This window comes from Frigoribacterium sp. Leaf263, from assembly GCF_001422285.1.
In the GTDB taxonomy this organism is placed as follows: Bacteria; Actinomycetota; Actinomycetes; order Actinomycetales; family Microbacteriaceae; genus Frigoribacterium.
Map to the genome: position 1 here is coordinate 106,465 of NZ_LMMO01000004.1, position 25,567 is coordinate 132,031.

Genomic DNA, 25,567 nt, shown 5'->3' on the forward strand with positions numbered 1-25,567 from the left:
GACGACGTCGGGGGTTGCCAAGCCGGGGAGGCGCGAGGTATTGAGACATCGTCAGCAAGTCGAAGGAGGCGCGGCTCGGTCGACGAGCGCCGGTCGTAGCCTGGGCGCATGAGCGACACGGACGAGCTGCGCGACCTGGTCGACCGGTGGGTGGAGGGATGGTCGATCTCACGGTCTGCACAGGCCTCGCGCGAGGGGTCGGGTGCGGGCTCGAGTGCGGGGTCGAACGGCGCGTGGCTCGTCGAGGTCGCGGCGGCGACGCGTCTGCGCGAACGGGTCGTCGCCGACCCGAGCGTGGCCGAGCTGCGTCGACTGGTCGCGGCGACGAGCGACCCGGCGACCTGGCTGTCCATCGTCGGGGAGCTCGACGACGGCCTGCTGGACACCCTGAAACCCCTCGAGCCCGTCACGCACGCCGAGCGCATGATGACGACGACCCTGAGCCGGCGACCCACCTCTGAAGAGGTGATCCTCGAGATGGACAGACGCGTCGCACACGCTCGGGTCGAGATCGACGGCCGGGTCGCGGCTCGGGGGCAGGCCGTCGTCGTCGGTCGCCATGCCGTCATCGACCGCATCTCGACCGAGCCCGAGTTCCGTCGACGTGGCCTCGGCCGACTCGTCATGGCGGGTCTCGAGAACCGGGCCATCGCAGGAGGCGCGACGATCGGCCTGCTCTTCGCCAGCGTCGACGGACGTCGGCTCCACGACGGCCTCGGGTGGCGGGAGGTCGCTCCCCTGGTGACCTACCGCGGCCGGCGGACCGCCGGAGGCTAGCGGCGGCTTCGAGCCAGGGCCACGGCGAGCACGGTGATGACGACCCCGACGACGGCGTACGTGATGCGGGTGCGACGCCGGTAGTTCAGATGGGCACGGTCGGCGGTCTCGAGGGCGACGACCGCGGCGCTCTCGGCCAGGCCACGACCGGCCTCGGTGACGTCGCGGACGGCCTTCTCAGCACGGTCGACGAGGTCGTTCACGGTGGTCTCGGCGCGCTCGGCGAAACCACCCGCCGTCGCGCGGGCGCTCGACTCCGCCCGCGCCCCGGCCTCGCGGGCGCTCGACTCCGCACGCGCGCCAGCCTCGCGCGCGCTCGACTCCGCACGCCCCGCGGCCTCGCGGGCGCTCGCGCCGGCACGCCCGGCAGCCTCGCGGGCGCTGGACTCCGCGCGCCCGGCCCCGTCGCGGGCGACCGTCTCGGCCCGCCCGGCGAGATCGTGCATCGCGCCGCGGGCCTGCGCTGGGATCGCGTCGGTCGAGTCGATGAGCTCGTGGGCCCTCCGGGCCGCTCGCGCGAAGAAGTCGCCATTGCCGTTGCCGTTGCCGTTGCCGTTGCTCATGTGGTTCTCCTCGCTGACCTCCGGTGGCATCCCGGGTCCGGCCATGCTCCTCCTCTCGTCCGGTCGGCGACCCGCACTGGCCGCTCGGCGCACGGGCCGGGCTCCTCCCCGGTCGCTGTGCCCGGCGGGCGCCTCCGCGCCGAGACCGGGCCGCGCCTCCTGCCCCTCCGCCGTGTCCGACTGGCTCCGCCACGACACCCGTCAGACTGGTTCAATGCTCACTTCTGTTCCGACGGGCGGCCTGCGGTGACGATCAGGCGCGCCCGCCCGAGATGGCGCGGCCGGTCGCTGCTCGTGAGGGCGTCGAGGCTCTGGGCCACCCGCCGACCGACGACGTTCACCGAGAAGGTCCGCTACAAGATGCTGCGCGACCACCGGCCGCTGGTGGTGACGTTCGCCGACAAGGCGGGCGTGCGCGACCACGTCGCCGAGCAGGGCTTGGCCGATCTGCTGCCCCAGGCCTACGCGATCGTCGACGACCCCGCCGCGCTGCTCGATCTCGACCTGCCCGAGTCGTTCGTCGTGAAGCCGACGCACGGCAGCGGCGCCGCGATCGTCGTCTCGCCCGATGCTCCGGCCGACGCCGTGCTGCCGAGAGCCGAGTGGGGGTGGGTCTACGCGCACGTACGCCCCGAGGCGGCGGACCGCGCAGCCCTGCGCGCGATCGCCGCCGACTGGATGACGAAGCTCTACGGCCGCGGCCCGAACGAGGAGTGGGCCTACAGCCGCGTCACTCCGCGGGTGATCGTCGAGGAGGCTCTGTCCGGGCCGGGCGGCGGGATCCCCGACGACTACAAGTTCTTCGTCTTCCACGGGCGCGTGCGGTGCATCCAGCTCGACTCGGGTCGGTTCGACACCCGCACGCAGGACTTCCACGACCCCGAGTGGAACCACCTGCCCCTCAGCGGCGGCCCCGCCTGGGCCGATCCGCCCCGCGAGGCGCCCGATCGTCTCGGGCGGATGATCGAGATCGCCGAGCGGCTCGGCGCGGGCACGGACTTCGTGCGGGTCGATCTCTATCTGCTGCCCGAGCGCATCGTCTTCGGCGAGCTCACGAGCTATCCCGCCGGCGGTCACAGCCCGTTCGAGCCGATCCGCTTCGACGCCGAGTTCGGATCGCACTGGACGGTGCCGCATCGGTACCGGGAGCGCGACCTAGCCCAGCTCGGCCAGCACCACCGACGCCACCCGGGCGACGAGCACGTCGTCGTAGGCGGCGTCGGGGTCGTTCCGCTCGGTGAGGATCGTCACCACGAGCGGGTCGCGGCCCGGCGGCGTGACGACGGCGACGTCGTTGCGCATGCCTCCCGCACCTCCTGACTTGTCGGCGACCGTCCAGCCGTCGGGGGCTCCGGCGCGGATGAGCGCATCGCCGGTGGCGTTCCCGCTCATCCAGTCGAGCAGCGTCGCGCGGTCGGCGGCGGCGAGGTGGTCGCCGGTCGCGAGCGCGGCGAGGTCGGCCGTGAAGGCGGCTGCGGTGGTCGTGTCGTCGGTGCTGCCCGGCTCGATCGTGTTGAGCGCGGGCTCGTCGGCGACGACCTCCGTGGTCGTGTCCCCCAGCTGCTCGAGTGCGTGGTCGAGGCCGGCGGGCCCTCCGATGCGGTCGAGCACGAGGTTGAGCGCCAGGTTGTCGCTGGTGCGCACGGCCGCCTCGGCGAGCGCAACGAGGCTCATGCCCCCATCGACATACTGGCTGGTCACAGGGGTGTAACCGACGGCTGCGACGTCGGCGGCCGTCCAGGTGACGACCTCGTCGCGCTGGTCGACCGGCACGTCGTGGAGGAACGCGGCCGCCGCGAAGACCTTGATGGTCGAGGCGTAGCCGAACCGCTCCTCCTGCCGGTGCACCAGGGTCGCGCCCGAGCCGGTGTCGAGGGCGCTCACGCCCACGCGGGCGTCGAACTCGGCCTCGAGGGCGGTCAGCTCGGCCGAGGCGTCGGCTGCGGGCGCGGCGGGCGTCTCCCCCGCGGTCGCGGTCGCCGACGGAGCCGAGGAGGCGCGGGTCGGCTCCGCACCGCCACCCGCCGATCCGCAGCCGGTCAGCCCGAGGAGCGTGAGCGTGGCGACGGCGAGGGCGGCTGACCGCGTGGTGCGAGGTCTCATGCCCCCATCGTGCTGCACCGGGCGGCAGGCGCATGACGGGCCGGCCGGCGAGCGGGGGGCTCGACCGACCGGCCGTCAGAGGATCGTCAGCTGCCGATCCTGCCGTCGGCGGCGTTGCCGGCCTGCTCGATCTTGTCGTCGTGCTGGCCACCGGTCTTGTCGGAGGCGGCCTGCTCGGCCTTGTCGATGCCGGCGTCGGTGGCCTTCTCGCCATTGTCGCTGTTCGCGGCGTTCTTCGCGTCGTCCAGGAGTCCCATGATGCGGTCCTTTCGTCGATCGACCCGCGCTGTGCGGATCGCCACCCAGTCGACGCCTCCCGCGGCGACTTCGCCCGATCTCGCCTGCGGGGTTGCGTCCGGCGGGTGCACCGGTGCCGGATCGGAGCCGTCGGGGCGCCCGCGGACGAGGAGGCGCGGCGCAGCTGGTGAGGAACGGTGCGCCCGCCCGGGATCTCCTCCGATGCAGAACAGATCGGTATGGTTCTGCGCATGAGCGACGACCCCACGCGCGCAGCCGACGTGCTCGAGGCGCGACTCGATCGGCGGGACGAGTCGCGCCTGGTGCGTGCGGGTCGGCTGGTCGCCGGACTCCTCGGCGGAGCGCTCGCCTCCGACGGCGCCGCCGCCTCGGCGGGCGTGGACCTCGTCGTCAGCCGCCGCGACACCGGCCGAGAGGTCCTCCGCACCGAGGCCGGCACCCTCGAGGAGGCCGACCGACTGCTCGTGGCCGTCCGCCGTGATCTCGACTCGCAGTCCGTCACCGGGTTCGCCCGCGGCTGGCACCTCTTCGACGACTGAGACCGGCGCGCGCGTCGAGACGCCAGGAGATGGACACGACGCCGCAGTCGAAGCCGGCGTCGTGTCCATCTCCTGGCGTTCTACCCGCCGGCGCCGCCCGCTCCGCCGCCGGCGCCGCCCGCGCCGCCGACCTCGACCTCCCCGCTCACGATCGACAGGTGCGTCGCCGAGTTCCGCTCGGCCCCCGCCCCGTCGCCGGCGGCGATCGCCCGGGCGGCTCCGACGTGGGCGTCGAGCGTGCCGGGCGCCGGATCGGCGGGGGTGAGCCCCAGCTCGTGCCGCCCCTGCAGGATTTCGCGCACCGGGGCCGCGAGCTCGGCGTAGAGCAGATTGCCGCTCGCGACGAGCAGCAGGGTGTGGAAGTCGATGTCGGCGGCGAGGTACTCGGCCGTGTCGCCGCGGCCGGCGCGACCGAGGCGGTCGAGCTCGGTCGCGTGGGCGACGAGTCCGGCGCGCTGCTCGTCTGACGCGTTCTGGGCGGCGAGACGCGCCGCGGCCGGTTCGAGCGCGGCCCGCAGCTCCATCAGCTCGACGAGCTGGTGACGACGGGCGGGTCCGGCCAGCGTCCATCGGATCAGCTGCGGGTCGAGCACCCGCCAGCGCGTCCGCGGAAGCACCGTGATGCCGACCCGGCGTCGCGACTCGACCATCGCGAGCGACTCGAGCACGCGGACGACCTCGCGCGTCGTCGTCCTCGAGACGCCGTGCTCGCGTTCCAGGCCGGCGAGGGTCAGGACCGTCCCCGGAGGCGGTTCTCCCGCCGCGATCGCGCGGCCGAGCGTCTGCACGAGCTGCGCGTGGGTGCCCTCCCGGGGGGAGGGTGACGTCGTCGAGACCATCCGTCGCGCGCCTCCTCGGTCCTCGGGTCCGAACGGACACGAGATCGGTCGACCCTACCCGGGGTTGCAAAAGTACTACTTTTGGTGGCAACCTACCCGGACCACGATGGAGTCGGCGATCAGGTGCCCGACGGATCACCCATCGGCAAACCCGCAGCACCACCGGATTCGACGGAGAACCCCTCAATGGACGACTGGACACAGACACTCGACGCGGGCCCGCTGCTCGCCATAGCCGCCGGATCGATCGCGCTGATCCTGCTGCTCGTCATCAAGTTCAAGCTTCACGCGTTCCTCACGCTGGTCATCGTGGCCGCGCTCACCGCCATCGTGACCGGCATCCCCACCGGCGCCATCGCCGATCTGCTCGTCACGAGCTTCGGCACGACCCTCGGCTCGGTCGCCCTGCTCGTCGGACTCGGTGCCATGCTCGGCCGCCTCGTCGATTCGTCGGGCGGCGCCCGGGTGCTCGCCGACCGCATGGTCGACGTCTTCGGCGAGAAGCGGGCGCCGTTCGCGCTCGGCCTCGCGTCGCTGATCATGGGGTTCCCGATCTTCTTCGACGCGGGCCTCATCGTCATGCTGCCGATCGTGTTCGCCGTCGCCCGCCGCATGGGCGGCAAGTCGATGCTGCTCTACGGCATCAGCGCGGCCGCGGCCTTCTCGGTCATGCACGTGTTCCTGCCGCCGCACCCCGGTCCGGTCTCGGCGACGGAGCTGCTCGGCGCGAACCTCGGCATCGTGCTGCTCGCCGGTCTCGTGATCGTGTTCCCCGTCTGGTACGTCTCGGGCTACCTGTGGGCCAAGGCCGTGAACAAGCGCATCCCGCTGCCCGTGCTCTCGCTCTTCGGCAGCGAGAAGGACGACGTCCAGGCCGCCAACCCGCCCAAGGCCAGCACCGTCATCGCCGTGCTCGCCGTGCCCCTCGTGCTCATCCTGCTGAACACGGGCCTCAGCTCGCTCGGCTCCGTCGGCATCGTCGACCCCGAGGCGGGCTGGGTGCAGGCCCTCGTCCTCATCGGCACGAGCGGCATCGCGCTGCTCATCTCGGTGCTCGTCGCCGCGATCGTGCTCGGCCGCGCCCGCGGCGTCACCGGCAGCGCCCTCGAGAAGGTGCTCGACAGCGCGCTCGGCCCGATCTGCTCGGTCGTGCTGATCACCGGCGCCGGCGGCATGTTCGGCGGCGTGCTGCGCGCCTCCGGCATCGGCGACGCCCTCGCCGACGTGCTCGGCGACCTCGGTCTGCCGGTCATCGTGGCCGCGTGGGTCATCGCCGCGATCCTGCGACTGGCGCAGGGCTCGGCGACCGTCGCGCTGGTCACCGCCGCCGGCCTGGTGGCGCCCGCCGTCGCCCTCGCCGACCTCAACGCCGTCCAGCTCGCCGCCGTCGTGCTCGCCACCGCGGCCGGGTCGGTCTTCGCCGGTCACGTCAACGACTCGGGCTTCTGGCTCGTCGGCCGCCTGATGGGCATGGACGTCAAGACCACCCTGCGCGTCTGGACCCTGCAGCAGGCCATCGAGTCCGTGCTCGGCTTCGCCGCCGCGCTGCTCGTGTTCGCGGTCGGCTCGCTGCTCTGATCCGCGCCCGTCGGGTCGACCGGGCGCGCTCGGTCGACCCGGCCCGCGCCTCCTGTCCGGCCCGCGCCTCCTCGCGGCGTCAGCCGTCACCCTCACGAAGGAGTCTCATGTCATCCTCGCTCTTCGACCTCACCGGGCGGCTCGCGCTCGTGACCGGCTCGTCCCGCGGACTCGGGCGGTCGCTCGCCATCGCCCTCGCCGAGTCGGGCGCCCGTGTGGTCGTGCACGGTCGCGACGCGTCGACCGTCACCACGACGCAGGACGCCATCGAGCAGTCGACGGGCACCCGGCCGGCGGCGGCTCTGTTCGACGTCACCGACGCGAAGGCCGTCGAGGAGGCGCTGGCCGGCCTCGTCGCAGAGCACGGGGTCCCCGACATCCTCGTCAACAACGCCGGCGTGCAGAAGCGCGCTCCGTTCACCGAGTTCTCGGTGGAGGACTGGGACGCCGTCGTCTCGACGAACCTGTCGAGCGTCTTCTACGTGTCGCGCTTCGTGGCGCCCGGCATGGTCGAGCGCGGGTCGGGCAAGATCATCAACATCGCGAGCGTCCAGTCGATGCTCGCCCGCCAGACCATCGCGCCGTACTCGGCGAGCAAGGGCGGCGTCGCGCAGCTGAGCCGCGGCATGGCGGCCGACCTCGCACGGCACAACGTGCAGGTGAACACGCTCTCGCCCGGGTACTTCGCGACCGAGATGAACACGGCGCTCTGGCAGGACGAGACGTTCGACACGTGGCTGAAGCAGCGGACCCCGGCGCAGCGCTGGGGCCGCATCGAGGAGCTGCACGGCACGCTCGTCTACCTCGCCTCGGCCGCGAGCGACTTCGTGTCGGGGCAGAACATCTTCGTCGACGGCGGCATGACGAGCGTCGTCTGACGACCGAGCCTCATCCCCCGCAGATCCGAGAGAGAACCAGCATGAAGACCATCCAGATCGACTCCGCCCACGTCCTCACCGAGCGCGAGGTGCCGACTCCCGAACCCACCGAGGGGGAGGTGCGGATCCGGGTGGACTACGTCGGCATCTGCGGCTCCGACCTGCACTACTTCTTCGAGGGGGCGAACGGGGCGTTCGTCGTCGAGGAGCCCCTGGCGCCGGGCCACGAGCTCGCGGGCCGGGTCGACGTCGACCCGAGCGGGCGTCTCGCGCCGGGCACGCCGGTGACCGTGCACCCGGCGCGCTTCGGCGCCGATGAGCCCGGTCTCGAGAACGCCCCGCACCTGCGGCGCGGGGGGTCGTATCTCGGCAGCGCGTCGACGCACCCGCACACGCAGGGGGCGCTGAGCGAGTACCTGGTCGTCGACGCCGGCATGATCCGCGTGCTGCCCGACGGTCTGCCGCTCGAGCGGGCGGCGTTGGCCGAGCCGCTGGCCGTCGGTCTGCACGCTCTGACCCGCGTCGGCGATGTGACGGGCGCGCGGGTGCTCGTCTCGGGTGCGGGCCCGATCGGCCTGCTGGCGGCGGCCGCGGCGCGGGCGCGCGGCGCGGCGAGCGTGACGGTGGTCGACCTGCTGCCGGGGCCGCTGAGCCGTGCGCTGGCGATCGGTGCCGACGAGGCGCTGCGGCTCGGGGTCGACGAGGTGCCGGCCGATTCGTTCGACGTGGTGCTCGAGTGCTCGGGTGCGGCGAAGGCGGTCAGTGCGGCGTTCGTCGCCGCGCGCCGCCAGGGCACGGTGGCGCAGGTCGGCATGATGCCGAACGAGGAGCGCCCGGTGAACCTCGCGCCCGCCATCTCGAAGGAGCTGTCGGTGCTCGGTGTGTTCCGCTTCGTCGACGAGATCGACGAGGCCGTGCGGATCCTGGCGTCGACGCCGTCGCTCGAGGCGGTCGTGACGCACGTGATCGGCACCGATGCCGCCGAGCACGCGTTCGAGGTCGCGAAGGACTCCGCGGTGAGCGGCAAGGTGCTGCTGGCCGCCTGGCCCACCGCCTGAGCCCGGCGGCGCTTCGCGTGCGCTGCCCTGCGCTGCCCCGCCCTGCGTGCCGCCGCCACCACGCCGCGCCTCCTCATCCCGCCACGAGCTCGACACCCCGCCACCGGATCGTGTGGCGGGTCGTCGACTCCGTGGCGGGATGATCCTGCGCCCGGCCGGGTGGGCGCACCCCGCCGCCCTCGTCAGCGGAGCGGGTATCCGACTCCGGACATGACGGGCGTCAGCAGCAGACGCGCCGTCAGCCCGCCGCCGGGTGTCTCGACCAGCTCGACCGACCCGTGATCGTGCTCGACGAGCTCGCGGGCGATGGCGAGCCCGAGACCGGAGCCGCCGGGCGTCGTGCTCCAGAAGCGGTCGAAGGCTCGGGAGCGGTCGTCGGGCGACATGCCCGGACCACGGTCGACCACTTCGACGAGCACGCCGCTCGGCACCGACGACCCGCGCAGCGTCACCGCCGCCCCGGCCGGAGTCACCCGAAGCGCGTTGTCGATGAGGTTGTCGAGCGCCTGCTCGAGGTGACCCCGGGTCGCGAGAGCGCCGAGCGCCCGCGACCCTGTCGTCGCGATCGTCGCGGATGCGCCGACCGCTGACGGCCGCCCTGGGCCGGACCCGGAGGACTTCGCCGCCTCGCCCGCGGATCGTGCGCCAGCAGATCGTGCGCCGACGGACCCCGCCGATCCGCCAGCCCCCGCGCCGGCAGCAGACCGAGTTCCGGCAGAACCCGCGTCAGGTGGCCGTCGCACGCCGACACCGGTCGGCACCGGACCGGCGGGCACGAGCTCGACCACGATCCGAGCCTCGACGTCCTCAGCGGCCGGCGACCAGAACCGGGCCCGGTCCGTGAGCACCGCACCGACGTCGATCGGCACAGGCGTCGCCGACGACGCCTGACTCCGCGCGAGCACGAGCAGGTCGGAGACCAGTCGACTGAGCCGCCCCGACTCGCGCAGGGCCCGGTCGACCGCCGCCTTGTAGTCGGGGTCGTCGAGGCGGTCGTGCAGGTTCTCGAGACCGAGGCGCAGGGCGGTGAGCGGCGTCCGCAGCTGGTGCGAGGCATCTGCCGTGAAGGCTCGCTGCGCGGCGAGCAGCACCTCGATGCGCCGCGTGCCGTCGTTCAGGGTGCCGGCCAGTCTCCGCATCTCGGGCGGGCCCATCGCGTCGAGGTCCGCTCGGGCGGTGAGGTCTCCTCGGGAGATGCGGTCGGCCATGGCGTCGAGCAGCCGGAGCGGTCGCAGCAGCGAGGTCGCGACGACCGCGCTGGCGATGACCGACAGCACGAGCACGATCGATCCGGCTGCGAGCCGGAACAGCCAGATGCCCTGCACCTGCGCATCAACCGGGGCGGACGGCACCGTCACCCGGACGGCGCCGTCCACCCGCCCGTCGTCGGTCGTCGCCGGGACGGTCACCTGCAGTCCGCGTTCCCCGAGCACGGAGTCGTCGAGCGACCGCACCCGCTCCTGGCCCGCCAGGGCGGCGTCGAAGTCGTCGTCCGCCGCACTGACGACGGGGCGACCGAGGGCGGGGCGGCGGTCGACGCCGATCAGCTCGACGCGTCCGTCGGTCTGCTCCTCGACCTCGTCCCGCAGCTGGATCAGCGCCAGCCGCGAGCCGCGGGCGGTCGCCTCGTCGGCCTCGGTCGCCGTCGTGAGGAGCACGGCGATGGTGCGTGCCTCGCGCAGGGCGACCTCGCGCTGACCGCCGCGGAGCAGATCGCCGAGCTGGATGCCGACGGGCACGGTGAAGGCGACGAGAGCCAGACCGACGATCACCAGGTACGAGGCGATGAGCCTACGACGCATCGCCGTGCTCCACTCGGAAGCCCACCCCGCGGACCGTCGTGATGACGATCTCGGGGCCGAGCTTCTGCCGGAGCGCCGAGACGTGCACGTCGAGGGTGCGGGTCGATCCGAACCAGTGGGTGTCCCACACCTCGTCGATCAGCGCCTCGCGGGTAACGACCGACCCGACGCGACGGGTCAGCGCGACGAGCAGATCGAACTCCTTGGGAGCGAGTGCGACCTCGTCGTCGTGGCGCACGACCCGACGGGCCGGGACGTCGACCGACACGGCGCCGATCCGAAGGGGAGGAGGAGCGGGCTCGGTCGTCTCGCCCGTCCCGTCGATGCCGTGACGTCGGGTCACGGCACGGATCCGGGCGACGATCTCGCGCACGCCGAACGGCTTGGCGACGTAGTCGTCGGCACCGACCTCGAGCCCCGCGACCGTGTCGACCTCGTCGCCCCGGGCCGTGACGACGATGATCGGCACGGTCGACCGGGTGCGGAGCCGTCGGCACACGTCGAGGCCGTCCATGTCGGGCAGCCCGAGGTCGAGCAGGACGATGTCGGGGGGTTCGGCGGCGAGCGCCTCGCGTCCCGTCGTCACCCAGTCCACCTCGTAGCCGAAGCGGGCGAGGCCCTCTCGGAGGGAGGCGGCGATGGCCGGATCGTCTTCCACGAGCAGAACGAGCACAGGAGACGATCTCACTCTCGGCTGGACGGAGGGCGGACGGAGCGGTCGCCGTCCCGGTCGGCGGTCACCGTCGACTAGCCCTCGACGGGCTCCTTCGACGAGTGGTGCTCGACGATCTGCCACTCGCCGTCGCTCTGCTCGTAGACGAAGGTGAACCGGGCGGGCACGACGTCGCCGCTCGCCCCCATGGTGAACGTGTAGAGCCCGGAGTGCGAGACGGTCCCGTCGCCCAGGTCGCGGACGACGCTCTCGGTGATCTCACCCGAGGGCTCGTTCTGCAGGAATCCCTCGAAGTAGCCGAGGCGCTCCTCTTCGGTGTCGTGGATGCCGGGCGACACCGTCGGCAGGAGCACGGCGTCGTCCGCGTAGTGGTCGTTGACCTTCTCCGGGTCGCCGGTCGCGAGCGACGCGTTCCACTCGTCGAACAGGGCCATGACCTCGGCGTCGGTGGGGGCCGCCGCCGATGACGGGGCCTCGGGCGCGGTGTCGGGCGAGGCGGCGGTCGCGGCGGTGTAGCCGGTCACGCCGAGCACGGCGACGGCGGAGACGGCGATGGCGGGGATGGCGATGCGGCGGCGGCGAGTCATGTGCGGCTTCTTTCGCTGGGGGCCGGTGTTGCCGGCCGGTGGATGCGGTGAACTCAGCTTCTCGAGACGCCCGTCAGCGCCCCGTCAGGAGAACGTCAGCACCGCGACAGGATCGTGTCGTCGGGGTCGATCGAGGCGATCCCGCCCGAGTCGCTGCGCTAGCGTCGGCGGATGACCGGCATCACGTATCCGACACCGCTGCGGGCCGGGGCGCGCGTCGAGGTGCCCGCTCCGTCCATGGGAGTCCCGGCCGAGCTGCACGACCGGCTGCGCGCCTCCGTCGCCTCGTTGACCGGGCGAGGGTTCGACGTGCGCGTCCGTGAACACGCGACCCGCGGCGGGCTCGTCCCGGCCGACGCCGCCGAGCGGGCGCGCGATCTCGCCGACGCGTTCCGTACCGGCGACGCCGTGCTGCCGCCCTGGGGCGGCGAGCTGGCGATCGAGCTGCTCGACGCGCTCGACTGGCAGGCCCTGGCCGAGACGCGGGCCTGGTTCGTCGGGTGGTCCGACATCTCGACCCTGCTGCTGCCGCTGACGACGATGACGGGGCTGGCCACCCTGCACGGCGCGAACCTCATGGACGAGCCCTGGCAGCTGCCCCGCGAGTTCCGACGGTGGAGCGACGTCGCGAGTCTGCCGATCGGCGGCTCGTTCGAGCAGCGGAGCGCCCCGAACCGTCGCGACCGCCCGTGGGGCGAGTGGGCCGACGAACCCCTCGACCGCGAGCGGGCCTACGAGGCGCCGACCCGGTGGCGCGCCCTCGACGGCGCACCCGACGTCGCGATGCGCGGTCGCCTCATCGGCGGGTGTCTCGAGACGGTCTCGCTGCTGGCCGGGACCCCCTACGGCGATGTTCCCGGTTTCGCCCGGCGGCATGCGCCCGAGGGCACGATCGTCTATCTCGAGGCGGCCGAGTCGGACGCGATCTCCGTCGCGCGGATGCTCCGCTCGCTGCGGCTGGCGGGCTGGTTCGACGCGGCGAACGGCGTGCTGATCGGGCGGACCGGCGGCCCCTCGGCGGGCGGCCTCGAACAACACGACGCCGTCGAGCGCGCGCTGGGCGACCTGGGCCTGCCCGTCGTGCTCGACTTCGACGCCGGGCACCAGCCGCCGCAGCTGCCGCTCGTGAACGGCGCCCTGGCCGAGGTCACGCTGACCGGCGACGCCGGCACCATCACGCAGCACCTCGTCGCCTGAGTCACCGCCCCGACGCCAGAAGATGGACCCGACGCCACGTTCAAGCCCGGCGTCGTGTCCATCTCCTGGCGCACTGGCCGAGCCGCCGTCGGGCGACCGACCATCTAGAGTCGCCCCGTGAGCGTCGATCCGTTCGAGAACGATGAACTCGGCCGTGCCGAGCGCGAGGTCGCACGCCTGCCCCACCGGGTGCCGCTGTCGGCGCGGAGACCGGCGACGCCGATCGGACGCGTCCTGACCGTCGCGGCGCCGCTCTGCGCGATCGCGACCGTGGTCGCCGAGATGGCCTTCACGTTCGCCGCGACGGCGTTCGTCAGCGTCTGGATCGTCCTGCTGCTCGGCGTCGCGAGCACCGTCGCCGTCAGCCTCGCCGCGGGCGAGTACGGCGGCCGTTCGGGACGGATCGTCGGCGTCATCAGCGGGCTCGTCATCCTGCCACCGGGCGGCATCGTCGTGGGATGGATGGTGCTGGAGGCGCCCCGCCTGCTGTTCTCCTAGCCGACCGCACCCGCACCTCCACCCGCCGCGAGCGCCGCCGCCTCGACGCGGTCGTGGTGCGCCCGCCACCCCGTGTCGTCGCGGTCGGGCACGTTGAGGTCGCCCGGGCCGTTGCCGAGGCGCCCGTCGATCAGCTCGCCGACCAGGTCGGCGTGCCCGGCGTGACGGGCCGTCTCGACGCAGAGGTGGACGAGGATCTGATGCAGCGTGACCTCCTGCCGCCCGGCCCCCCACCACGGCACGAAGCCCGGGGCGTCGAGGTCGAGCGTGGCGACGGTCGCGTCCGCGTGGGCGGCGGAGTAGCGGGCGAACTCGACCACCGCCTCCCTCGTCTCGTCGGCCGTGGCCCACAGGTCGGCCTCGGGCTCGCTCGTGTCGGACAGCCAGGGGACGTCGCGGTCGGCGGGGCGGCCCATCACCTCGCCGAGATAGCCGAGCTGCACGCTGGCGACGTGCTTGACGAGCCCGAGCAGGTTCGTGCCGCTCGGCACGAGAGGCCGGCGGATGTCGTACTCGCCGAGGCCGTCGAGCTTCGCGAGCAGGTCGGCGCGCTGTCGCGAGAGGTAGCGCTGGAGGGTCTCTTTCTCGTCCATGAGCCCAGAGTGGCGCGGTCGCGGCCTGTGCGCCAGAGGCTGCGCCCACGCCGCCACCGACTCGACATCCCGCCACCGGATCGCGTGGCGGGATGTCGATTCCGTGGCGGGCTGGCGCCACCCCGGCCGCCACCGCGCGAGGAGATGGACACGACGCCGGCTTCGAACCCGGCGTCGTGTCCACTTCCTGGCGTCGGGGCGCACATCGCGTGCCAGGATCGACGGGACGCCGCAGTCGGCGGCGTCGCCGACGTGAGGATGCGGGCATGAGCGTGACGGACGAGCTGGTGCACGTGGTCCTGGTCGAGTGGGCCGACGGGGCTCCGGCCGATGTGGCCGATCAGGCGACCCGCTTGTCGCGCGAGCACCTCACCCGCATCGACGGCGTGCTGTCCGTGTCGAGCGGCGAAAGCCTGAGCGGCGAGCAGCTCGAGGCCGGGTTCGGCTGGATGCTCGTCGTGCGGTTCCGCGATCGGGCCGCGCTCGACGGCTACCTGCCGCACCCGTCGCATCAGCCGGTGTCGGAGTATCTGCGCGACGCGTCGGCGCGCGTCGTCGTGTTCGACATCGCCGCCTAGGCCCCGCATCCCTCCGCAGTCGCCGATGCGCCGATGCGCCGATGCGCCTGCGCGACCATGCGGCGTTGCGGCGGGCTCAACCGTTCGGCGCGACCAGCACCTTCGCATGCCGGGTCTTCCCGCCGTCCAGCTCCGCCAGCAGCGCCGGCAGCTCGTCCAGCCCGACCGTCCCCGTGATCAGCGGCTCGGCCTGCACCGACCCGTCCGCGAGCGCCCGCATCGCTCCGACGAAGTCCGAGTGCGTGTACGCGAGGCTGCCGACGACGGTGAGCTCGCGGCTCTGCCAATCGCCGTACGAGACCTCCGAGGTGGTCATCGGGTAGCCGAGCAGGGCGAGGGTGCCTCCGCGGCGGACCAGCTCGGCGCTCGGCTGGAGGAGCGGTGCGGCCCCCGTGCACTCGTACAGCACGTCGGCGCCGAGGCCGTCGGTGAGCTCGAGCACGTGCGACTCGAACGCGGCGCCCGGCTCGTGGACGTCGGTGAAGCCGAGCTCGCGGGCGGTCTCGCGCCGCGCCTCCATCGGCTCGACGATCACCACGTGGCCGGCGCCGGAGTGGCGCGCGTGCTGCGCGGTGAGCAGTCCGATCGGTCCGGCCCCCTGCACGACGACGACGTCGCCGAGGCGCTGACCGGCGCGGCGGACGGCGTGGAACGTGACCGCAGTCGGTTCGACGAGCCCGAGCTGCTCGTCGGTGAGATCGTCGAGCGCGCGCTGGACGCGGCGTTCATGGACGGTGACGTGCTCGGCGAAGGCGCCATGCGAGGGGGCGCCGTCCGAGATGCCGTTGGCCTCGGCGAAGGCGGTGTCGCAGTGGTCGGGATGCCCGGCGCGGCACATGGCGCACGAGCCGCAGGGCGGTCCGACGCTGGCAACGACGCGGTCCCCCACGGCGACGGTCGTGACACCCGTGCCCGCGGCGATGACGGTGCCGGTCCACTCGTGGCCGAACACGGCGGCCGGGATCAGCCCGCCCGACGCCCACCCGTGCGTGTCGGTCGCGCACACGCCCGTGTACCGGATGCGCACCACAACCTGATCCGCGCCCGGAGCCTCGAGCGGCCCCTCGGCGAACGCGACCGATCGCTCGGCGTCGACGGTGGCGAATCGGGTGCGGGCCGGCAGCTCAGTCATCCCCCCACGCTAGCCCTAGGCGACACCTGTCGCCCTGCAGCCCGGGAGGCGCGGGTCGGTCCGACCGGTGAGGTCCGCCCCCGGGCGGGCCACGTCGGGTAGCGTCGCCCTCTTCGCGAGAGCGGAGTCCCCCTCGGAGATCGATGAAGCGCTACGACGTGTTCGTGTACCGCGACCGCACCTTCTGGATGCTCGACGTCCCCGAGCTCGGCATCCTCGGTGCGGCGGCCAGCAGGTCCACGGCCCCTCGCGAGGCCCGTGATCTCATCTCCCTCTGGTTCGACCACCCCGACGCGCACACGCCGCCGCCCCGGATCCGCTGGTCTCCCCCGCGCCACCACGGCTGAGCCCGAGAAGTCACGACATCCCGCACACCGACGGCCCGGGAGGTCAGTGACGCGGCGCCGCCCGCAGCGCCGCGTTCAGCTGAGCAGCCACGTACGTCGCAGAGGTCTGCACCTTCCAATAGAGCCCGCTCGGCGACGACATCTCGAGCTGTCCGTAGAGCATGACCGAGCGCTCGGGGTTGTTCGAGTAGCGACGATCGGGTCCGCCCTTGACGTTGACGTACTGCCACGTCCGGTCGACCTTCTGAGCGTCGCGGGGCGCCGCTCCGGCCGCTTCGATGAAGCGTGTGGTCGTGGCGCCGCTGAAGAGGTCGCCGTACGCGACGTCGGCGTAGTGCCGGCCGTCTTTGACGAGTATCCGGTCGGGGAGGAAGTGCAGGCTCGTGCTGCCTGCCGTGATGGTCGGCACGGTGATGTTGGTCGCGAGATGGCGCGGGGCGTCGAAGCTCACGGTCGCCACGATCCGATTGATCAGGTTCGCGGCGCCGGCGTTGGTCTTGTGTTGGCGGGTGGTCACGACCTGCCCTGACTCGAGCACGCGCCAGATCCTCTGCGAGCCGGCGGCGATCTTCGTCGTGTCGACCAGCGACTCGAACCAGCGTTCGTCCGCGCCGTCGACGTCGTAGAAGACGACGACGCGGCTCGTGGCCTGGTCGCGCAGCAGGAGGAATACGAGTGCCGCCACCGCTGCACCCGAGAGCGCCCATCCCCACGGCGCGAGCACGAGCCCCGCCGCGAAGAGCAGTGGGGCGATGAGCCAGAGCCACGACCGGTGACCGGCAGCGCTGTTGAGCTGCTCGACGATGTCGCCCCGCCCCGTCGGGATGAGCTCGTGGACGGCCGCCCCGGTGACGTCCTTTATGTCGACACCCTCCGGTGTCGCCGACTGCCGAGGAGGCGCGGGTCGCCTCGACCGTTCCGCCCGGGAACGGGTGGCCCGGTACGTCAGTCCCCCACCGCGCATCGTCACATAGTTGGCGCGTGGCGCTGCACGTGTCCCATAACCCGGCAGACCAGTGCTCACGTCGACCGCGGTCTCGCGGGCAGCGAAGCGGAACGGCCCCGTTCTGATGCTCTCGCGGATGTAGATCCCCACGCGTTCAGACAGCCGGAGTCTCGAGGAACGTCTGCTCGGTCAGGATGCCGCGCGCCTTGCTGCGTGATGGTGAGTTCAGTGACACCCATCGAGCCTAGGAGCGATCCTCACCTCTTCCAGCCCCAGTTCGGGCCCGTTCGCTCGCGGGCCGGCCGAGAAGCCCCAGGTCGCCTCCCTCAGGAGGCGGTGGCCGCGACTCCCCCACGGGTGCCGTCCTCCGCGGGCCGCCTCGCCGGCCTGACAGGATGGGCGAGGCGCGGCGTCCACCGCCGCCCGCTCCGGGGGAAACGCATGCCAGACCTGACACGAGAAGAACTCGTCGCACTGCGCGACGCTGAGAAGCTGCGCCTGAAGATCTTCGAGAACCACGGCAACGTCATGGACACGGTCGTAGTGACCGGCGACGACTACGTCGGCTACCGCGTCTGGGCGACCGACGAGCGAGCCGCGGTCTGGGGTGGGACGAGCCTCTACGCGTTCGAGTCCGCCGCCCTGAAGAACGCGCTCATGAGAGCGCGAGCGGGTCGCGAGCTCGTCTTCTATCGGCTCAGCCGAGCAGTCGACCGACGAGCTGCGGCATTCGCCGAGCGAGGCGGTGCACTCGAGGCGGGTCTCCGCGGGACCCTGCTCCGCCCGAACGCCGAGTGGCTCGAGAACGACGGCGGCCCGACGTTCTACGACGTGTTCACCTCCCCCGCTACCGACGAGCACGGCTTCCTCACCGACCACGTCGGTGTCCTCCTGTCCTCGCGTGTCGGGGGCTGGACGGCCACGACACCCCGTGACGTCGACTACGGCAGCTTCCCCACGCGAGACGAGGCCCTCACCGCCCTGCTCGACGCTGCCCGGGGCTAGATCGACCAGCAGCGAGACCTCGCACTCGGACGGACGTCCCGTCTGGTCGACTTCCTCAGAAGCTCGCCCACGGAAGGCGGAACCGCCGAGACCCCGAGCGTCGACCGACGTGCGAGGAGGCGCGCATCATCGGATCCCGCCCCTCACCGCCCTCGCGCCGCGGGCGTCGGGATCGCCGACAGGGGCGCGCAGTAGATGAGGGCGTCCCAGTCGTTCTCGAGGGTGCACTCGATGGGGACGTCTCGGCCGTCGACGGTGAGGGCCTCGTCTTGGAAGCCGCCGCCGGTATGTCCGCCCGGGTCACGGAAGGTGAAGACATGTGATCCGTCAGCCGAGGTGCATTGCCAGGGCCGCTGATTGCGCCACCCGTCGATCCGCACGCATTCGCCGAGAGGGTGCGCCGCGAGGTTCTCGTCGAGGTACTCCCACGATCCCGGGCGGCCGTCGTCGGTCTCGAAGACGCTGTGTGGGGTCGATTCGGCGATCTCGCGGGGGAAGTCGGGATCGTTCCAGATCAGCATCGCCGCGAAGACAAGGCCCATGCCCCCGACGAACACGAGCAGGATGATCCCCGTCACCTTGAGGTCGCGCTTCTGCCGAGCCGTGAGCGGCTCGATCGGCTTCGGCGGCCGTCTGGGCTTCGACACGTTCCTCCTCCATGACGGTGACGGCGCACACAACACCATTGTGGCTCGCGCGCTCATGGCACGGTCCCCGCGAGCCAGACACCCCGACCAGCAGACCCCCGGTGCCCCACCCACATCATGGCAGGCGTCTCAATCGGCTAGGAGCCCGCCCGAACGTGAAGGGCTATCGCGACGTCACCATCACGTGGCTCGAGAACTTGCGACGTCCATCCACAATCAGCTCGGAGCGGCCCCGAACTCACCTCGACGTCGAGATGGCCGAGACCGTCCTGGTGAGGGGACGCGAACGTGGTGATGGCGTTCGCGCGATCAGCCGCCGTCGTCACCTCGCGCAGGTCCCAACCATGGGCAGCCGATTCGTCTTGCAGAGCCTGAATCACGGCCGTCGAATCGGAAGCCAGGAAATACCCGAAATAGGCGCTCTGGGTATCAGAGTCACTCTCCGACCGCTCGCAGGCGAGTTCCGCACCTGACCCGATCAGACTGGAGAAGACCGGTTGCGTCAGCTCGTCCGCCTCGCTCTCGGACCCCAGGCCGAAGAGATAGCCGAGGTAGGCGTAGAAGACGAGTACCAGTGCGGTGAGCACGAGACCGGCAACCACGAGGAGGACCGTCGTGAGCCTCCTGAACGCGGACATGCGAGCACCGTAGCCCACTCGAGAACGCAGCCACAGGTCTGCTTCGAACACCGGCAGGTGCGACGTGGGTGAGCGGGACGTGCTGTGCTGCACCAGTCGACGCGGACGGGGAGAAAGCTGCGTCGGGCGCTGGAGACAGCGTTGCGAACCCGCGGACGGGTACGGGTGCGGGAGGCGCGGTGTCAGCCCCAGAGGCGCGTGGCGATCGACCCGATCAGGTCGTCGGTCGGCACGTTCGTCTGATCGACGGTCACGACGATGTCGTCGCGGACGAAGTACGTCTGGGTGCGGTCGACCGGGTACTGGGGGTCGGGGGTCACGAGCTGGCAGAGGCGTCCGCCGTCGGTCGTGGTGCAGTCGTAGCCCTCGGCGGCGAAGCCCTCCAGCAGGGGGCCGGTGATCGACGGGTCCAGGCGCGCCATGTCGACGCCGATGCCCGAGGCGTCCGATCGCGGGTCGCGCCAGTAGCACGACAGCTCGTTCGCCGCCCGGATGGTCTCGATCGCGCTCGCCCCGTCGCTCGCGTCCGACGGCGTCTTCGCTCCGGAGGCGGTGCCCGAGTAGCCGAACTCGACCGGGTTCAGCGGGATGTCGCCGAAGTTCTTCGTGTAGGCGGCCTCGTCGACGATCTGCGTGCAGTCGGTCGGGATCGTGACCGGGGTCGCGGCGGCCGGCGACTCGGTCGTCGCCGTGTCCGACGGACTCGGCGACGAGGAGGTGGAGGCCGTGTCGGTCGTGCTCGAGACGGGTTCGGCCGGCGTGGTCTGGCCCGCGCAGCCGGCGAGCAGGACGAGGGCGAGGCCGGTGGCCCCGATCGTGCCGATGCGTCGTGTGATCATGTCGTTCTCCCGTACTCGTGTGCTGACCCCCGTGGTCCGGCTCGTCCACGCTAGCCAGCCGTTGCACGACTGGTGTCGTCCTCGAGGATGACTCCGCGCCTCCTGAGATCACGATCCCGTCACGGCGATCGATCGATGTCGTCCGGGAGGATGACACCGGTTCTCTGGCGACGGAGATGCGGCCCACGAGCGGTCGGAGGCCGGTCGACGGCGTTACGGTCGGATCATGAGAAGTCCTTGGGGAATCACGGCAGCAGCCGTCCTGTCCGTGTCCGTCATGGCCGTGCTGGCGGGGTGCACGACGACCGATTCAGCGGCGCCGTCTGCGACGCCCACCTCGTCGCCCTCCGCCTCAGCCTCCGCCTCGACGTCGCCGGTTCCTGCGCCGTCGACGACCGCTGCGGCTCCCGAACAGGGCGCGGACGCTCTGGACTCGGTCGACACGATCGTGGTGTCCGCCACGCAGCTGTCTCTCCGCGAAGCCGACTCCGAGGTCGCCACGATCGCCCTGGTCGGCACGCCGCTCGACGACGCCGTGTCGACCCTGTCAGAGGTGCTGGGCGAGCCCCGCTCGAGCGACCTCGAGGCGGCGAGCTGCGTTCGAGCACAGACGGCCTGGGCCTGGGGCGACACGACCCGGATCGGCACGCCCGATATCCACACCGACGACGGGACGCTCAGCTTCGGGACGAACGAGACCGCGGTGGCGACGTCTGACGGCCGCTCGGTCCGCATCGAGACCCTGACCGGCGAGGCCGTCGGGGACTCCGTCGCTGCGCTGGACGCGGCCTTCGACGCCACCGTGAAGGACGACTTCGCGACGGCGCCCGACCGGGAGCTGCTCTCCATCGTCTACGACCTCGTCAGGAACCCCCAGGTCAGGGAGGGCGACTACCGACCGTACGGCGCCTCGGTCTTCAGCGAGAGGGGTGTCATCGCATCGATCATCGGTCCGAACGAGATCAAGAGCGACTGCTGAGCCCCCGGCCCCGAGGCGGTAGCCCGAGCAGACTCGGCTCACCCCACCACGGCCGAGGCCTCCACCTCCACCCGAACACCCGGCTCGAACAGGATCTCCACCCCGACCAGCGACGCCGGCGGCATCGGCGACGGGATCCCCAACTCCCCCGCGACGGCGAGCACCCCGGCCATGAAGTCGTCCATCTGATCCACCGACCACTCGGTGACGAAGAACCGCAGCCGGGTCACATCCGCGAACGACGCGCCCGCCCCGGCCAGCCCCACCGCGGTGTTCCGCAGTGCCGACGCCACCTGCCCTGCCAGATCCGCCGGAACCCCGTCCGCCCCATGAGCCACCTGCCCCGCGACCTCGACGAGCCGAGACCCGGTGGCGACCGAGACGTGGTGGTACGGAGCAGGAGCGAGCATCCCCGCGGGGCTGCTGAGCTGAACTGTCATGTCATCCTCTCGAGGCCGCCACCCTGGCAGCCGTCGCAGGACTGTCTACGGGACGACTCCAGGGCACTTCAACGAAACTAAGTGGCATGCACGACACCGACGCAGCCGTCATCACGCCCGAGCACCGCGAGCTGCTGGGCGAGCTCCTTGACCGCTGGTCGCTCCACATCATCGATGAGCTCTGCGAGGGCCCCCGCCGTTTCAACGACCTGAGGCGTGCGTTGCCCGACGTCTCCCCCAAGTCGCTGACGACGACCCTCCGCCGCCTCGAGCGCAACGGAATGGTCGAGCGAGCCGTCCTCACCACCCGCCCCGTGGCCGTCGAGTACCGCCTCACCCCTCTTGCCCACTCCGTCCAGACCCTCATCGACGCCCTCTACCGCTGGACCACCACCAGCCTCCCCGCCATAACCGCCGCCCGAACCACCTTCTACGCCCGCGAAGCCCCCTAGCCCAGGAGGCGCCGCTAGAAATCACCTATCAAGGCGGCGAAAGCACGGAGGAGAGCGCTGACTTCGTGGCGACCCCGCGCGTGGACATTTGCATCACCACGGAACCTGCGCCAAGGACACCGCCCTGATGGGCGCAGTCCCGAGGTATCGGAACCCTCACTTCTATGGGCAATAGCCGCCTAGCGCACACGACGAATTGACACCAGTAAGTGCGCCGTCACGAAAACAATTCTCTTAGCTCTCGCGCCCCATCCCAGGCAAAATCAAGTCCGAAACTCAGCCTAGAAGATTTCACATATCTTAGAGGCTAAAGTCCAGATGACCATTTTAGGACGCTGGACAGCCATGGAACTCCACATGCGTAAGAATGGGGACATGGGCGTACAAGGCATGTGGGGACGGGACCAAGTCGTTGAGACCATTCTTGACACACCGCCAGGCGTGGTTATTCTGGCCGGCGACTCAGGTGTCGGTAAATCGCACGTACTGCGTGGACTCGGAAGCGTTGCACCCAGCAGTACGCTCTTGAGTGAAATCCACGATGTATCTGGAGTCGACGATTCGCTGAGATCAGCCATCGCGAAGGGCCTCGGTGACTGCGTTAGGAGTCACCAGGAGTCCCATCCGGGAGACCTTCAAATTTGGGGCCGTCTCGACGACCTGGTCAAAAGCGCGGGAAGCGCAAGCGCAAAAAAAGCAGGTGCATTGATCGTCGATGCCGCCTTCGGAGCTTTAGCTTCAAAAGTCGGCAAAGAAACCGCGGACATCATTCGCTCAGGGTTGCAAAATGTGTTGACAGCGGCTGAGAATACGTTCGAAACACGACTCGGGGAATTTATTAGTTCGGATGTTGCCGCAGAACTTAGCAAAATAGCGAAAGAAATTGCGTCTTGGAGTGAAAGTCATCTCGTGATTCGCCTTGATCACGGGGAACGTCTGTCTGCGAATGATACGGCTTTGCTGACGACTCTAGCCGAAAGCGAAGAAGCGACTTTTGCCCTCGTCGTCGCCCTGAGTGACGCAGATATTCAGGGTCGTGACACTCTTGCCCTCCTGCGTACACGTGGGGTCTCGACCCTGCGGCTTGAACCCTTGAAACAAACAGACATAGATCAATGGTGTGAATCCCAGGGAATTATCCCTGCCCATTGGGATGCCCTCGGACGCGTGACAAGCGGGTACCCTCTATTCATCCTGGCGGCCCTATCCCTCGAAAAGGAAGGGCTACCACTTTCCGAGCTCGCGCCGGAAATGGCATTTTCGGCGCTACTAGAAAATTCTTGGAACCAGGTTCCTGAGCAGCAACGCCTGCAAGCCTCAAAGCTGGCAGTCTTTAGAGACGCTCCCCCAGACGAGTTCCTGACCTCGTACTTGAACACTGACGCCATGGGACTCGGCGCGCTACGACGGGTCCTGGTGCGGACAGGTATCTTTGTCGCTGCTACCGACACGACTTGGTTCCACGACCGACGCCGAGTTGACATCTGGGACCGTATTCTGGAAAGTTCCGAACGAATGGAAGTCTCCGCAGCAGCATTCGATAAAGTCAAGTCTTGGCTCGAAGAAGCTGACTGGATTGAAAGTTGGACGTATACGGCCTTACCCACGCTTATCCGATCTATTCGTGCAGATGCATTAGCGCCCTATCTATTGGCCTTGACGAATATCAAAGATGACGAAGCAGCCATAATGTGGGCGCTTCTCGAATTGGGCGAGCCTGATGGCACGCTGGGCCAGTTCTCAGATACCGCCGCGGTTGTTCGGTGGGCTGGCCACAGGCACAGTCCACTAGAGAACCCGATCGACGCCTTGCAACGCCTGCTGTCAGCGAACATGACCGTCTCGGCGGCGGACGAGCAATTCTCGATGACGGGTGCCGTGATTCCAGATATTGTAAGCCATGCTGCACTGATTGGTGAAATTGAGAAGCGTTTTGCGGCTCAGCCGATACAGAATATAGCTTCGGAAGCCTTCAACGCTTATGTACGCCCACTAGTGCCAAAGTTCCACCAGGCCTCGATTGCGACAGGTGTCAGAGATTTGAGGGGCCATAAAGCTGCGCTTGAGAAGTTGCGGAGAACCGACAACCAAATTCAGCTTATATCATCTATGATTGCGCTTGGTTTCACCCTAAAGATACAAGCTATGTCAGTTAGCATCACCATGACTTTCAAGACACACGCCGACCAGCAAGTGGCTGTGGATGCTTTGAGGAAGTTCCCGATATCAGCTCGCATCACTTTTGACGATCCTTTGTTGCTTCCGCCACAACGCGTAGCTTGGCGAGGGGTGGTTGATATTCTCGAAGGCGCAGAACCAATCAAGTCAATATCATTGCACAATGCAGACCACTTGCTCGAGATTGCAACTGCGCGCATGGCAGCAGAGAAGTGCCTCCGACACATTCTTCCCTCACAGGCGGCATCAGCTTTAGGACTTGAACATCCTCGTCGCTACCTTATTCAAGTTGATGATGAACTCTCAAACTCTTTGATATTCGAAGTTATCGGCGGACAGGAAAAGGACGCTGTTCAACTATCTCAGTCGGACTGGCCAGGCCTCATGCACGACCCACTTCGCGAGCTTCGACTACGAGCCGCTGGCTATCTTGGACCAGACGAGCGAATAGGACTCATCACAGGTAGATTTTCTCGTGACAAAGCGATTGAGGGGCCCCTGAGCCAACTAGCAGGGGATCTGAAACGACGAGGGCGTGAGTACAACCGCTACCTTCCTAAGATTGAAGTGTCACCAAATGTAGAGATTTTTAAACCACGCATCAAAACTGCCCTAATTGCTCGTAAGCAGTTGCAAACAGCCCTCAATGAAATTGGCCTGTTGCCAAGTGTGCCCACAAATGAATCTTATTTCGTTGATGTCTTTTGGTCTCCAGATGCTCTCAGAGGTCACTATCTTGCCCAAACCGTAGTAGTTGACGACGGAGCGGGCACAGTTCGAGTGCGCAATTTGAAGGAAGATCATCGTCGGCTATCCTGGCCCCCGTCGCCTGCAGAACTCGCTCATCTCGGCTTAGCCGGCAGCAAAGAAATACAGTCTTCGAGCAGTGGTGATTATCTATGGCAGCTCGCTGATTTGCTCGGCTTTGACCATGAAGACTTAGTGCCTGCACGGTCTACGTATCTCGGTACTTCGGGTACTTAGACTACAGAGACATTGCAGTCTAATAAATGTAGGTCAATATCGTCGGTCGTGGAAACGGTTGATACAGACCCCTGGTTAGATTGAGGAAGTTCACTAATGGAGTCAATGCCAAAGCACACAACTGTTCGCGCGGAGCCTTCGAGGGTCGGGCAGAACTTGCGTGGAACTTGGCGCTGAATCACTCGGTTCTTCGCCTCAGAATGTGAATTTTGATGCGGCGAGTCGGAGGAAGACATCCCCCCTTTCGCCTCAGGACTGTGCCGGTAGTGACCGTTGCGGTCCGCAAGCCTCCGTGGAACTCGTCCCCCACCCCTGAAAGGTGACTCACGATGGATCCGGTGTCGTAGGAATCAACTCGCCCGCTTGATGGCCCGCGGCTTCGGCGAGGCGCTGGAGCGAAGTGGTCGTATAGATTCCTTCTGTCCGCGAGGAATCGTCGGATCAGGGGCAGCTGGGAGT

27 protein-coding genes and 1 pseudogene are annotated in these 25,567 nt (G+C 69.3%); 14 read left to right on the forward strand and 14 right to left on the reverse strand.

The features are described 5' to 3' along the window. The first annotated feature begins 108 nt into the window (after nt 1-108). Nucleotides 109-777 carry a GNAT family N-acetyltransferase gene (locus ASF17_RS09695; RefSeq protein ID WP_055798892.1) on the forward strand — a complete coding sequence of 223 codons (669 nt, stop codon included), beginning with the start codon at nt 109-111 and terminating at the stop codon, nt 775-777. Here the strand turns inward: ASF17_RS09695 and ASF17_RS15985 are convergent. Beyond that, complete coding sequence (locus ASF17_RS15985; protein WP_156357380.1) at nt 774-1,340, reverse strand: hypothetical protein; 567 nt, start codon at nt 1,338-1,340, stop codon at nt 774-776. The two genes, ASF17_RS09695 and ASF17_RS15985, sit on opposite strands and share 4 nt — an antisense overlap. A gap of 294 nt (nt 1,341-1,634) precedes the next feature. Here ASF17_RS15985 and ASF17_RS15990 point away from each other — a divergent pair. Further along, nucleotides 1,635-2,447: pseudogene (locus ASF17_RS15990) on the forward strand (ATP-grasp fold amidoligase family protein); the annotation flags it as partial. Between the two features lie 48 nt (nt 2,448-2,495). On the opposite strand, the gene bla reads toward ASF17_RS15990, so the two are convergent. Further along, nucleotides 2,496-3,443, reverse strand: coding sequence for a class A beta-lactamase (bla, locus tag ASF17_RS09705; RefSeq protein WP_055798898.1), 948 nt, complete (start codon nt 3,441-3,443; stop codon nt 2,496-2,498). An 86-nt stretch (nt 3,444-3,529) separates the two neighbouring features. Next, nucleotides 3,530-3,700 carry an antitoxin gene (locus ASF17_RS09710; RefSeq protein ID WP_082475353.1) on the reverse strand — a complete coding sequence of 57 codons (171 nt, stop codon included), beginning with the start codon at nt 3,698-3,700 and terminating at the stop codon, nt 3,530-3,532. Between the two features lie 231 nt (nt 3,701-3,931). On the opposite strand from ASF17_RS09710, the gene ASF17_RS09715 reads away from it, so the two are divergent. After that, entirely contained in the window at nt 3,932-4,240 is a 309-nt protein-coding gene (locus ASF17_RS09715; RefSeq protein ID WP_055798904.1) for a hypothetical protein, read from the forward strand. Nucleotides 4,241-4,320: 80 nt separating this feature from the next. Here the strand turns inward: ASF17_RS09715 and ASF17_RS09720 are convergent, their stop codons facing one another. After that, a complete protein-coding gene (locus tag ASF17_RS09720) occupies nt 4,321-5,079 on the reverse strand; it encodes a FadR/GntR family transcriptional regulator (RefSeq protein WP_055798907.1) in 759 nt (252 codons plus the stop codon). Nucleotides 5,080-5,265: 186 nt separating this feature from the next. Here ASF17_RS09720 and ASF17_RS09725 point away from each other — a divergent pair, with 186 nt between their 5' ends. The 3 genes from ASF17_RS09725 (at nt 5,266) to ASF17_RS09735 (ending at nt 8,593) form a co-directional block, all read left to right on the forward strand. Next, complete coding sequence (locus ASF17_RS09725) at nt 5,266-6,657, forward strand: GntP family permease (RefSeq protein ID WP_055798910.1); 1,392 nt, start codon at nt 5,266-5,268, stop codon at nt 6,655-6,657. A 107-nt stretch (nt 6,658-6,764) separates the two neighbouring features. Next, on the forward strand, nt 6,765-7,535 hold the full coding sequence (locus ASF17_RS09730; RefSeq protein ID WP_055798913.1) for an SDR family oxidoreductase: 771 nt from the start codon (nt 6,765-6,767) through the stop codon (nt 7,533-7,535). A gap of 41 nt (nt 7,536-7,576) precedes the next feature. Continuing rightward, nucleotides 7,577-8,593, forward strand: coding sequence for a zinc-binding dehydrogenase (locus tag ASF17_RS09735; protein WP_055798916.1), 1,017 nt, complete (start codon nt 7,577-7,579; stop codon nt 8,591-8,593). 182 nt (nt 8,594-8,775) lie between these two features. Here the strand turns inward: ASF17_RS09735 and ASF17_RS09740 are convergent, their stop codons facing one another. From ASF17_RS09740 to ASF17_RS09750, 3 genes are all read right to left on the reverse strand, one after another. Continuing rightward, nucleotides 8,776-10,395, reverse strand: a complete 1,620-nt coding sequence (locus ASF17_RS09740; protein WP_055798919.1) for a sensor histidine kinase — start codon at nt 10,393-10,395, stop codon at nt 8,776-8,778. Next, nucleotides 10,385-11,068, reverse strand: coding sequence for a response regulator transcription factor (locus tag ASF17_RS09745; RefSeq protein WP_055798922.1), 684 nt, complete (start codon nt 11,066-11,068; stop codon nt 10,385-10,387). The genes ASF17_RS09740 and ASF17_RS09745 overlap by 11 nt, the downstream gene beginning before the upstream one ends. Nucleotides 11,069-11,142: 74 nt before the next feature. After that, a complete protein-coding gene (locus ASF17_RS09750; protein WP_082475252.1) occupies nt 11,143-11,655 on the reverse strand; it encodes an SgcJ/EcaC family oxidoreductase in 513 nt (170 codons plus the stop codon). A gap of 171 nt (nt 11,656-11,826) precedes the next feature. Here ASF17_RS09750 and ASF17_RS09755 point away from each other — a divergent pair, with 171 nt between their 5' ends. Both ASF17_RS09755 and ASF17_RS09760 read left to right on the forward strand, forming a co-directional pair. Next, on the forward strand, nt 11,827-12,852 hold the full coding sequence (locus ASF17_RS09755) for a S66 family peptidase (RefSeq protein ID WP_055798925.1): 1,026 nt from the start codon (nt 11,827-11,829) through the stop codon (nt 12,850-12,852). A 117-nt stretch (nt 12,853-12,969) separates the two neighbouring features. Continuing rightward, nucleotides 12,970-13,350 carry a hypothetical protein gene (locus ASF17_RS09760; RefSeq protein WP_055798926.1) on the forward strand — a complete coding sequence of 127 codons (381 nt, stop codon included), beginning with the start codon at nt 12,970-12,972 and terminating at the stop codon, nt 13,348-13,350. Here ASF17_RS09760 and ASF17_RS09765 read toward each other — a convergent pair. After that, the gene (locus ASF17_RS09765; RefSeq protein ID WP_055798929.1) at nt 13,347-13,943 is read right to left on the reverse strand and encodes a DinB family protein; all 597 of its coding nucleotides are present in this window, start codon (nt 13,941-13,943) and stop codon (nt 13,347-13,349) included. The two genes, ASF17_RS09760 and ASF17_RS09765, sit on opposite strands and share 4 nt — an antisense overlap. A 266-nt stretch (nt 13,944-14,209) precedes the next feature. On the opposite strand from ASF17_RS09765, the gene ASF17_RS15755 reads away from it, so the two are divergent. After that, on the forward strand, nt 14,210-14,521 hold the full coding sequence (locus ASF17_RS15755) for a Dabb family protein (RefSeq protein ID WP_055798932.1): 312 nt from the start codon (nt 14,210-14,212) through the stop codon (nt 14,519-14,521). A 76-nt stretch (nt 14,522-14,597) separates the two neighbouring features. On the opposite strand, the gene ASF17_RS09775 is transcribed toward ASF17_RS15755, so the two are convergent. Further along, the gene (locus ASF17_RS09775; RefSeq protein WP_055798935.1) at nt 14,598-15,653 is read right to left on the reverse strand and encodes a zinc-dependent alcohol dehydrogenase; all 1,056 of its coding nucleotides are present in this window, start codon (nt 15,651-15,653) and stop codon (nt 14,598-14,600) included. Nucleotides 15,654-15,796: 143 nt separating this feature from the next. On the opposite strand from ASF17_RS09775, the gene ASF17_RS09780 reads away from it, so the two are divergent. Next, nucleotides 15,797-16,000 (forward strand): hypothetical protein, encoded by a 204-nt coding sequence (locus tag ASF17_RS09780; RefSeq protein WP_055798938.1) that lies wholly within the window; start codon nt 15,797-15,799, stop codon nt 15,998-16,000. 43 nt (nt 16,001-16,043) lie between these two features. Here the strand turns inward: ASF17_RS09780 and ASF17_RS09785 are convergent, their stop codons facing one another. Beyond that, on the reverse strand, nt 16,044-16,964 hold the full coding sequence (locus ASF17_RS09785; protein ID WP_156357381.1) for a hypothetical protein: 921 nt from the start codon (nt 16,962-16,964) through the stop codon (nt 16,044-16,046). A gap of 423 nt (nt 16,965-17,387) precedes the next feature. On the opposite strand from ASF17_RS09785, the gene ASF17_RS09790 reads away from it, so the two are divergent. Next, a complete protein-coding gene (locus ASF17_RS09790; protein ID WP_055798945.1) occupies nt 17,388-17,951 on the forward strand; it encodes a hypothetical protein in 564 nt (187 codons plus the stop codon). 143 nt (nt 17,952-18,094) lie between these two features. Here the strand turns inward: ASF17_RS09790 and ASF17_RS09795 are convergent, their stop codons facing one another. The 3 genes from ASF17_RS09795 to ASF17_RS09805 all read right to left on the reverse strand — a co-directional run bounded on the left by ASF17_RS09795 (nt 18,095) and on the right by ASF17_RS09805 (nt 20,075). After that, on the reverse strand, nt 18,095-18,598 hold the full coding sequence (locus tag ASF17_RS09795; protein WP_055798949.1) for a hypothetical protein: 504 nt from the start codon (nt 18,596-18,598) through the stop codon (nt 18,095-18,097). 137 nt (nt 18,599-18,735) lie between these two features. Beyond that, nucleotides 18,736-19,236, reverse strand: a complete 501-nt coding sequence (locus tag ASF17_RS09800) for a hypothetical protein (RefSeq protein ID WP_055798952.1) — start codon at nt 19,234-19,236, stop codon at nt 18,736-18,738. A gap of 182 nt (nt 19,237-19,418) precedes the next feature. After that, entirely contained in the window at nt 19,419-20,075 is a 657-nt protein-coding gene (locus tag ASF17_RS09805) for a hypothetical protein (protein WP_055798955.1), read from the reverse strand. Between the two features lie 226 nt (nt 20,076-20,301). On the opposite strand from ASF17_RS09805, the gene ASF17_RS09815 reads away from it, so the two are divergent. After that, nucleotides 20,302-21,054 carry a hypothetical protein gene (locus tag ASF17_RS09815; protein WP_156357382.1) on the forward strand — a complete coding sequence of 251 codons (753 nt, stop codon included), beginning with the start codon at nt 20,302-20,304 and terminating at the stop codon, nt 21,052-21,054. Nucleotides 21,055-21,092: 38 nt separating this feature from the next. On the opposite strand, the gene ASF17_RS09820 is transcribed toward ASF17_RS09815, so the two are convergent. Then, nucleotides 21,093-21,494, reverse strand: coding sequence for a RidA family protein (locus ASF17_RS09820; protein ID WP_055798964.1), 402 nt, complete (start codon nt 21,492-21,494; stop codon nt 21,093-21,095). A gap of 86 nt (nt 21,495-21,580) precedes the next feature. On the opposite strand from ASF17_RS09820, the gene ASF17_RS09825 reads away from it, so the two are divergent. Together ASF17_RS09825 and ASF17_RS15560 are read left to right on the forward strand one after the other, a co-directional pair. After that, nucleotides 21,581-21,946 (forward strand): winged helix-turn-helix transcriptional regulator, encoded by a 366-nt coding sequence (locus ASF17_RS09825; RefSeq protein WP_055798969.1) that lies wholly within the window; start codon nt 21,581-21,583, stop codon nt 21,944-21,946. A 345-nt stretch (nt 21,947-22,291) separates the two neighbouring features. Further along, complete coding sequence (locus ASF17_RS15560) at nt 22,292-25,108, forward strand: hypothetical protein (RefSeq protein ID WP_156357383.1); 2,817 nt, start codon at nt 22,292-22,294, stop codon at nt 25,106-25,108. The last annotated feature ends 459 nt before the right edge of the window (nt 25,109-25,567 follow it).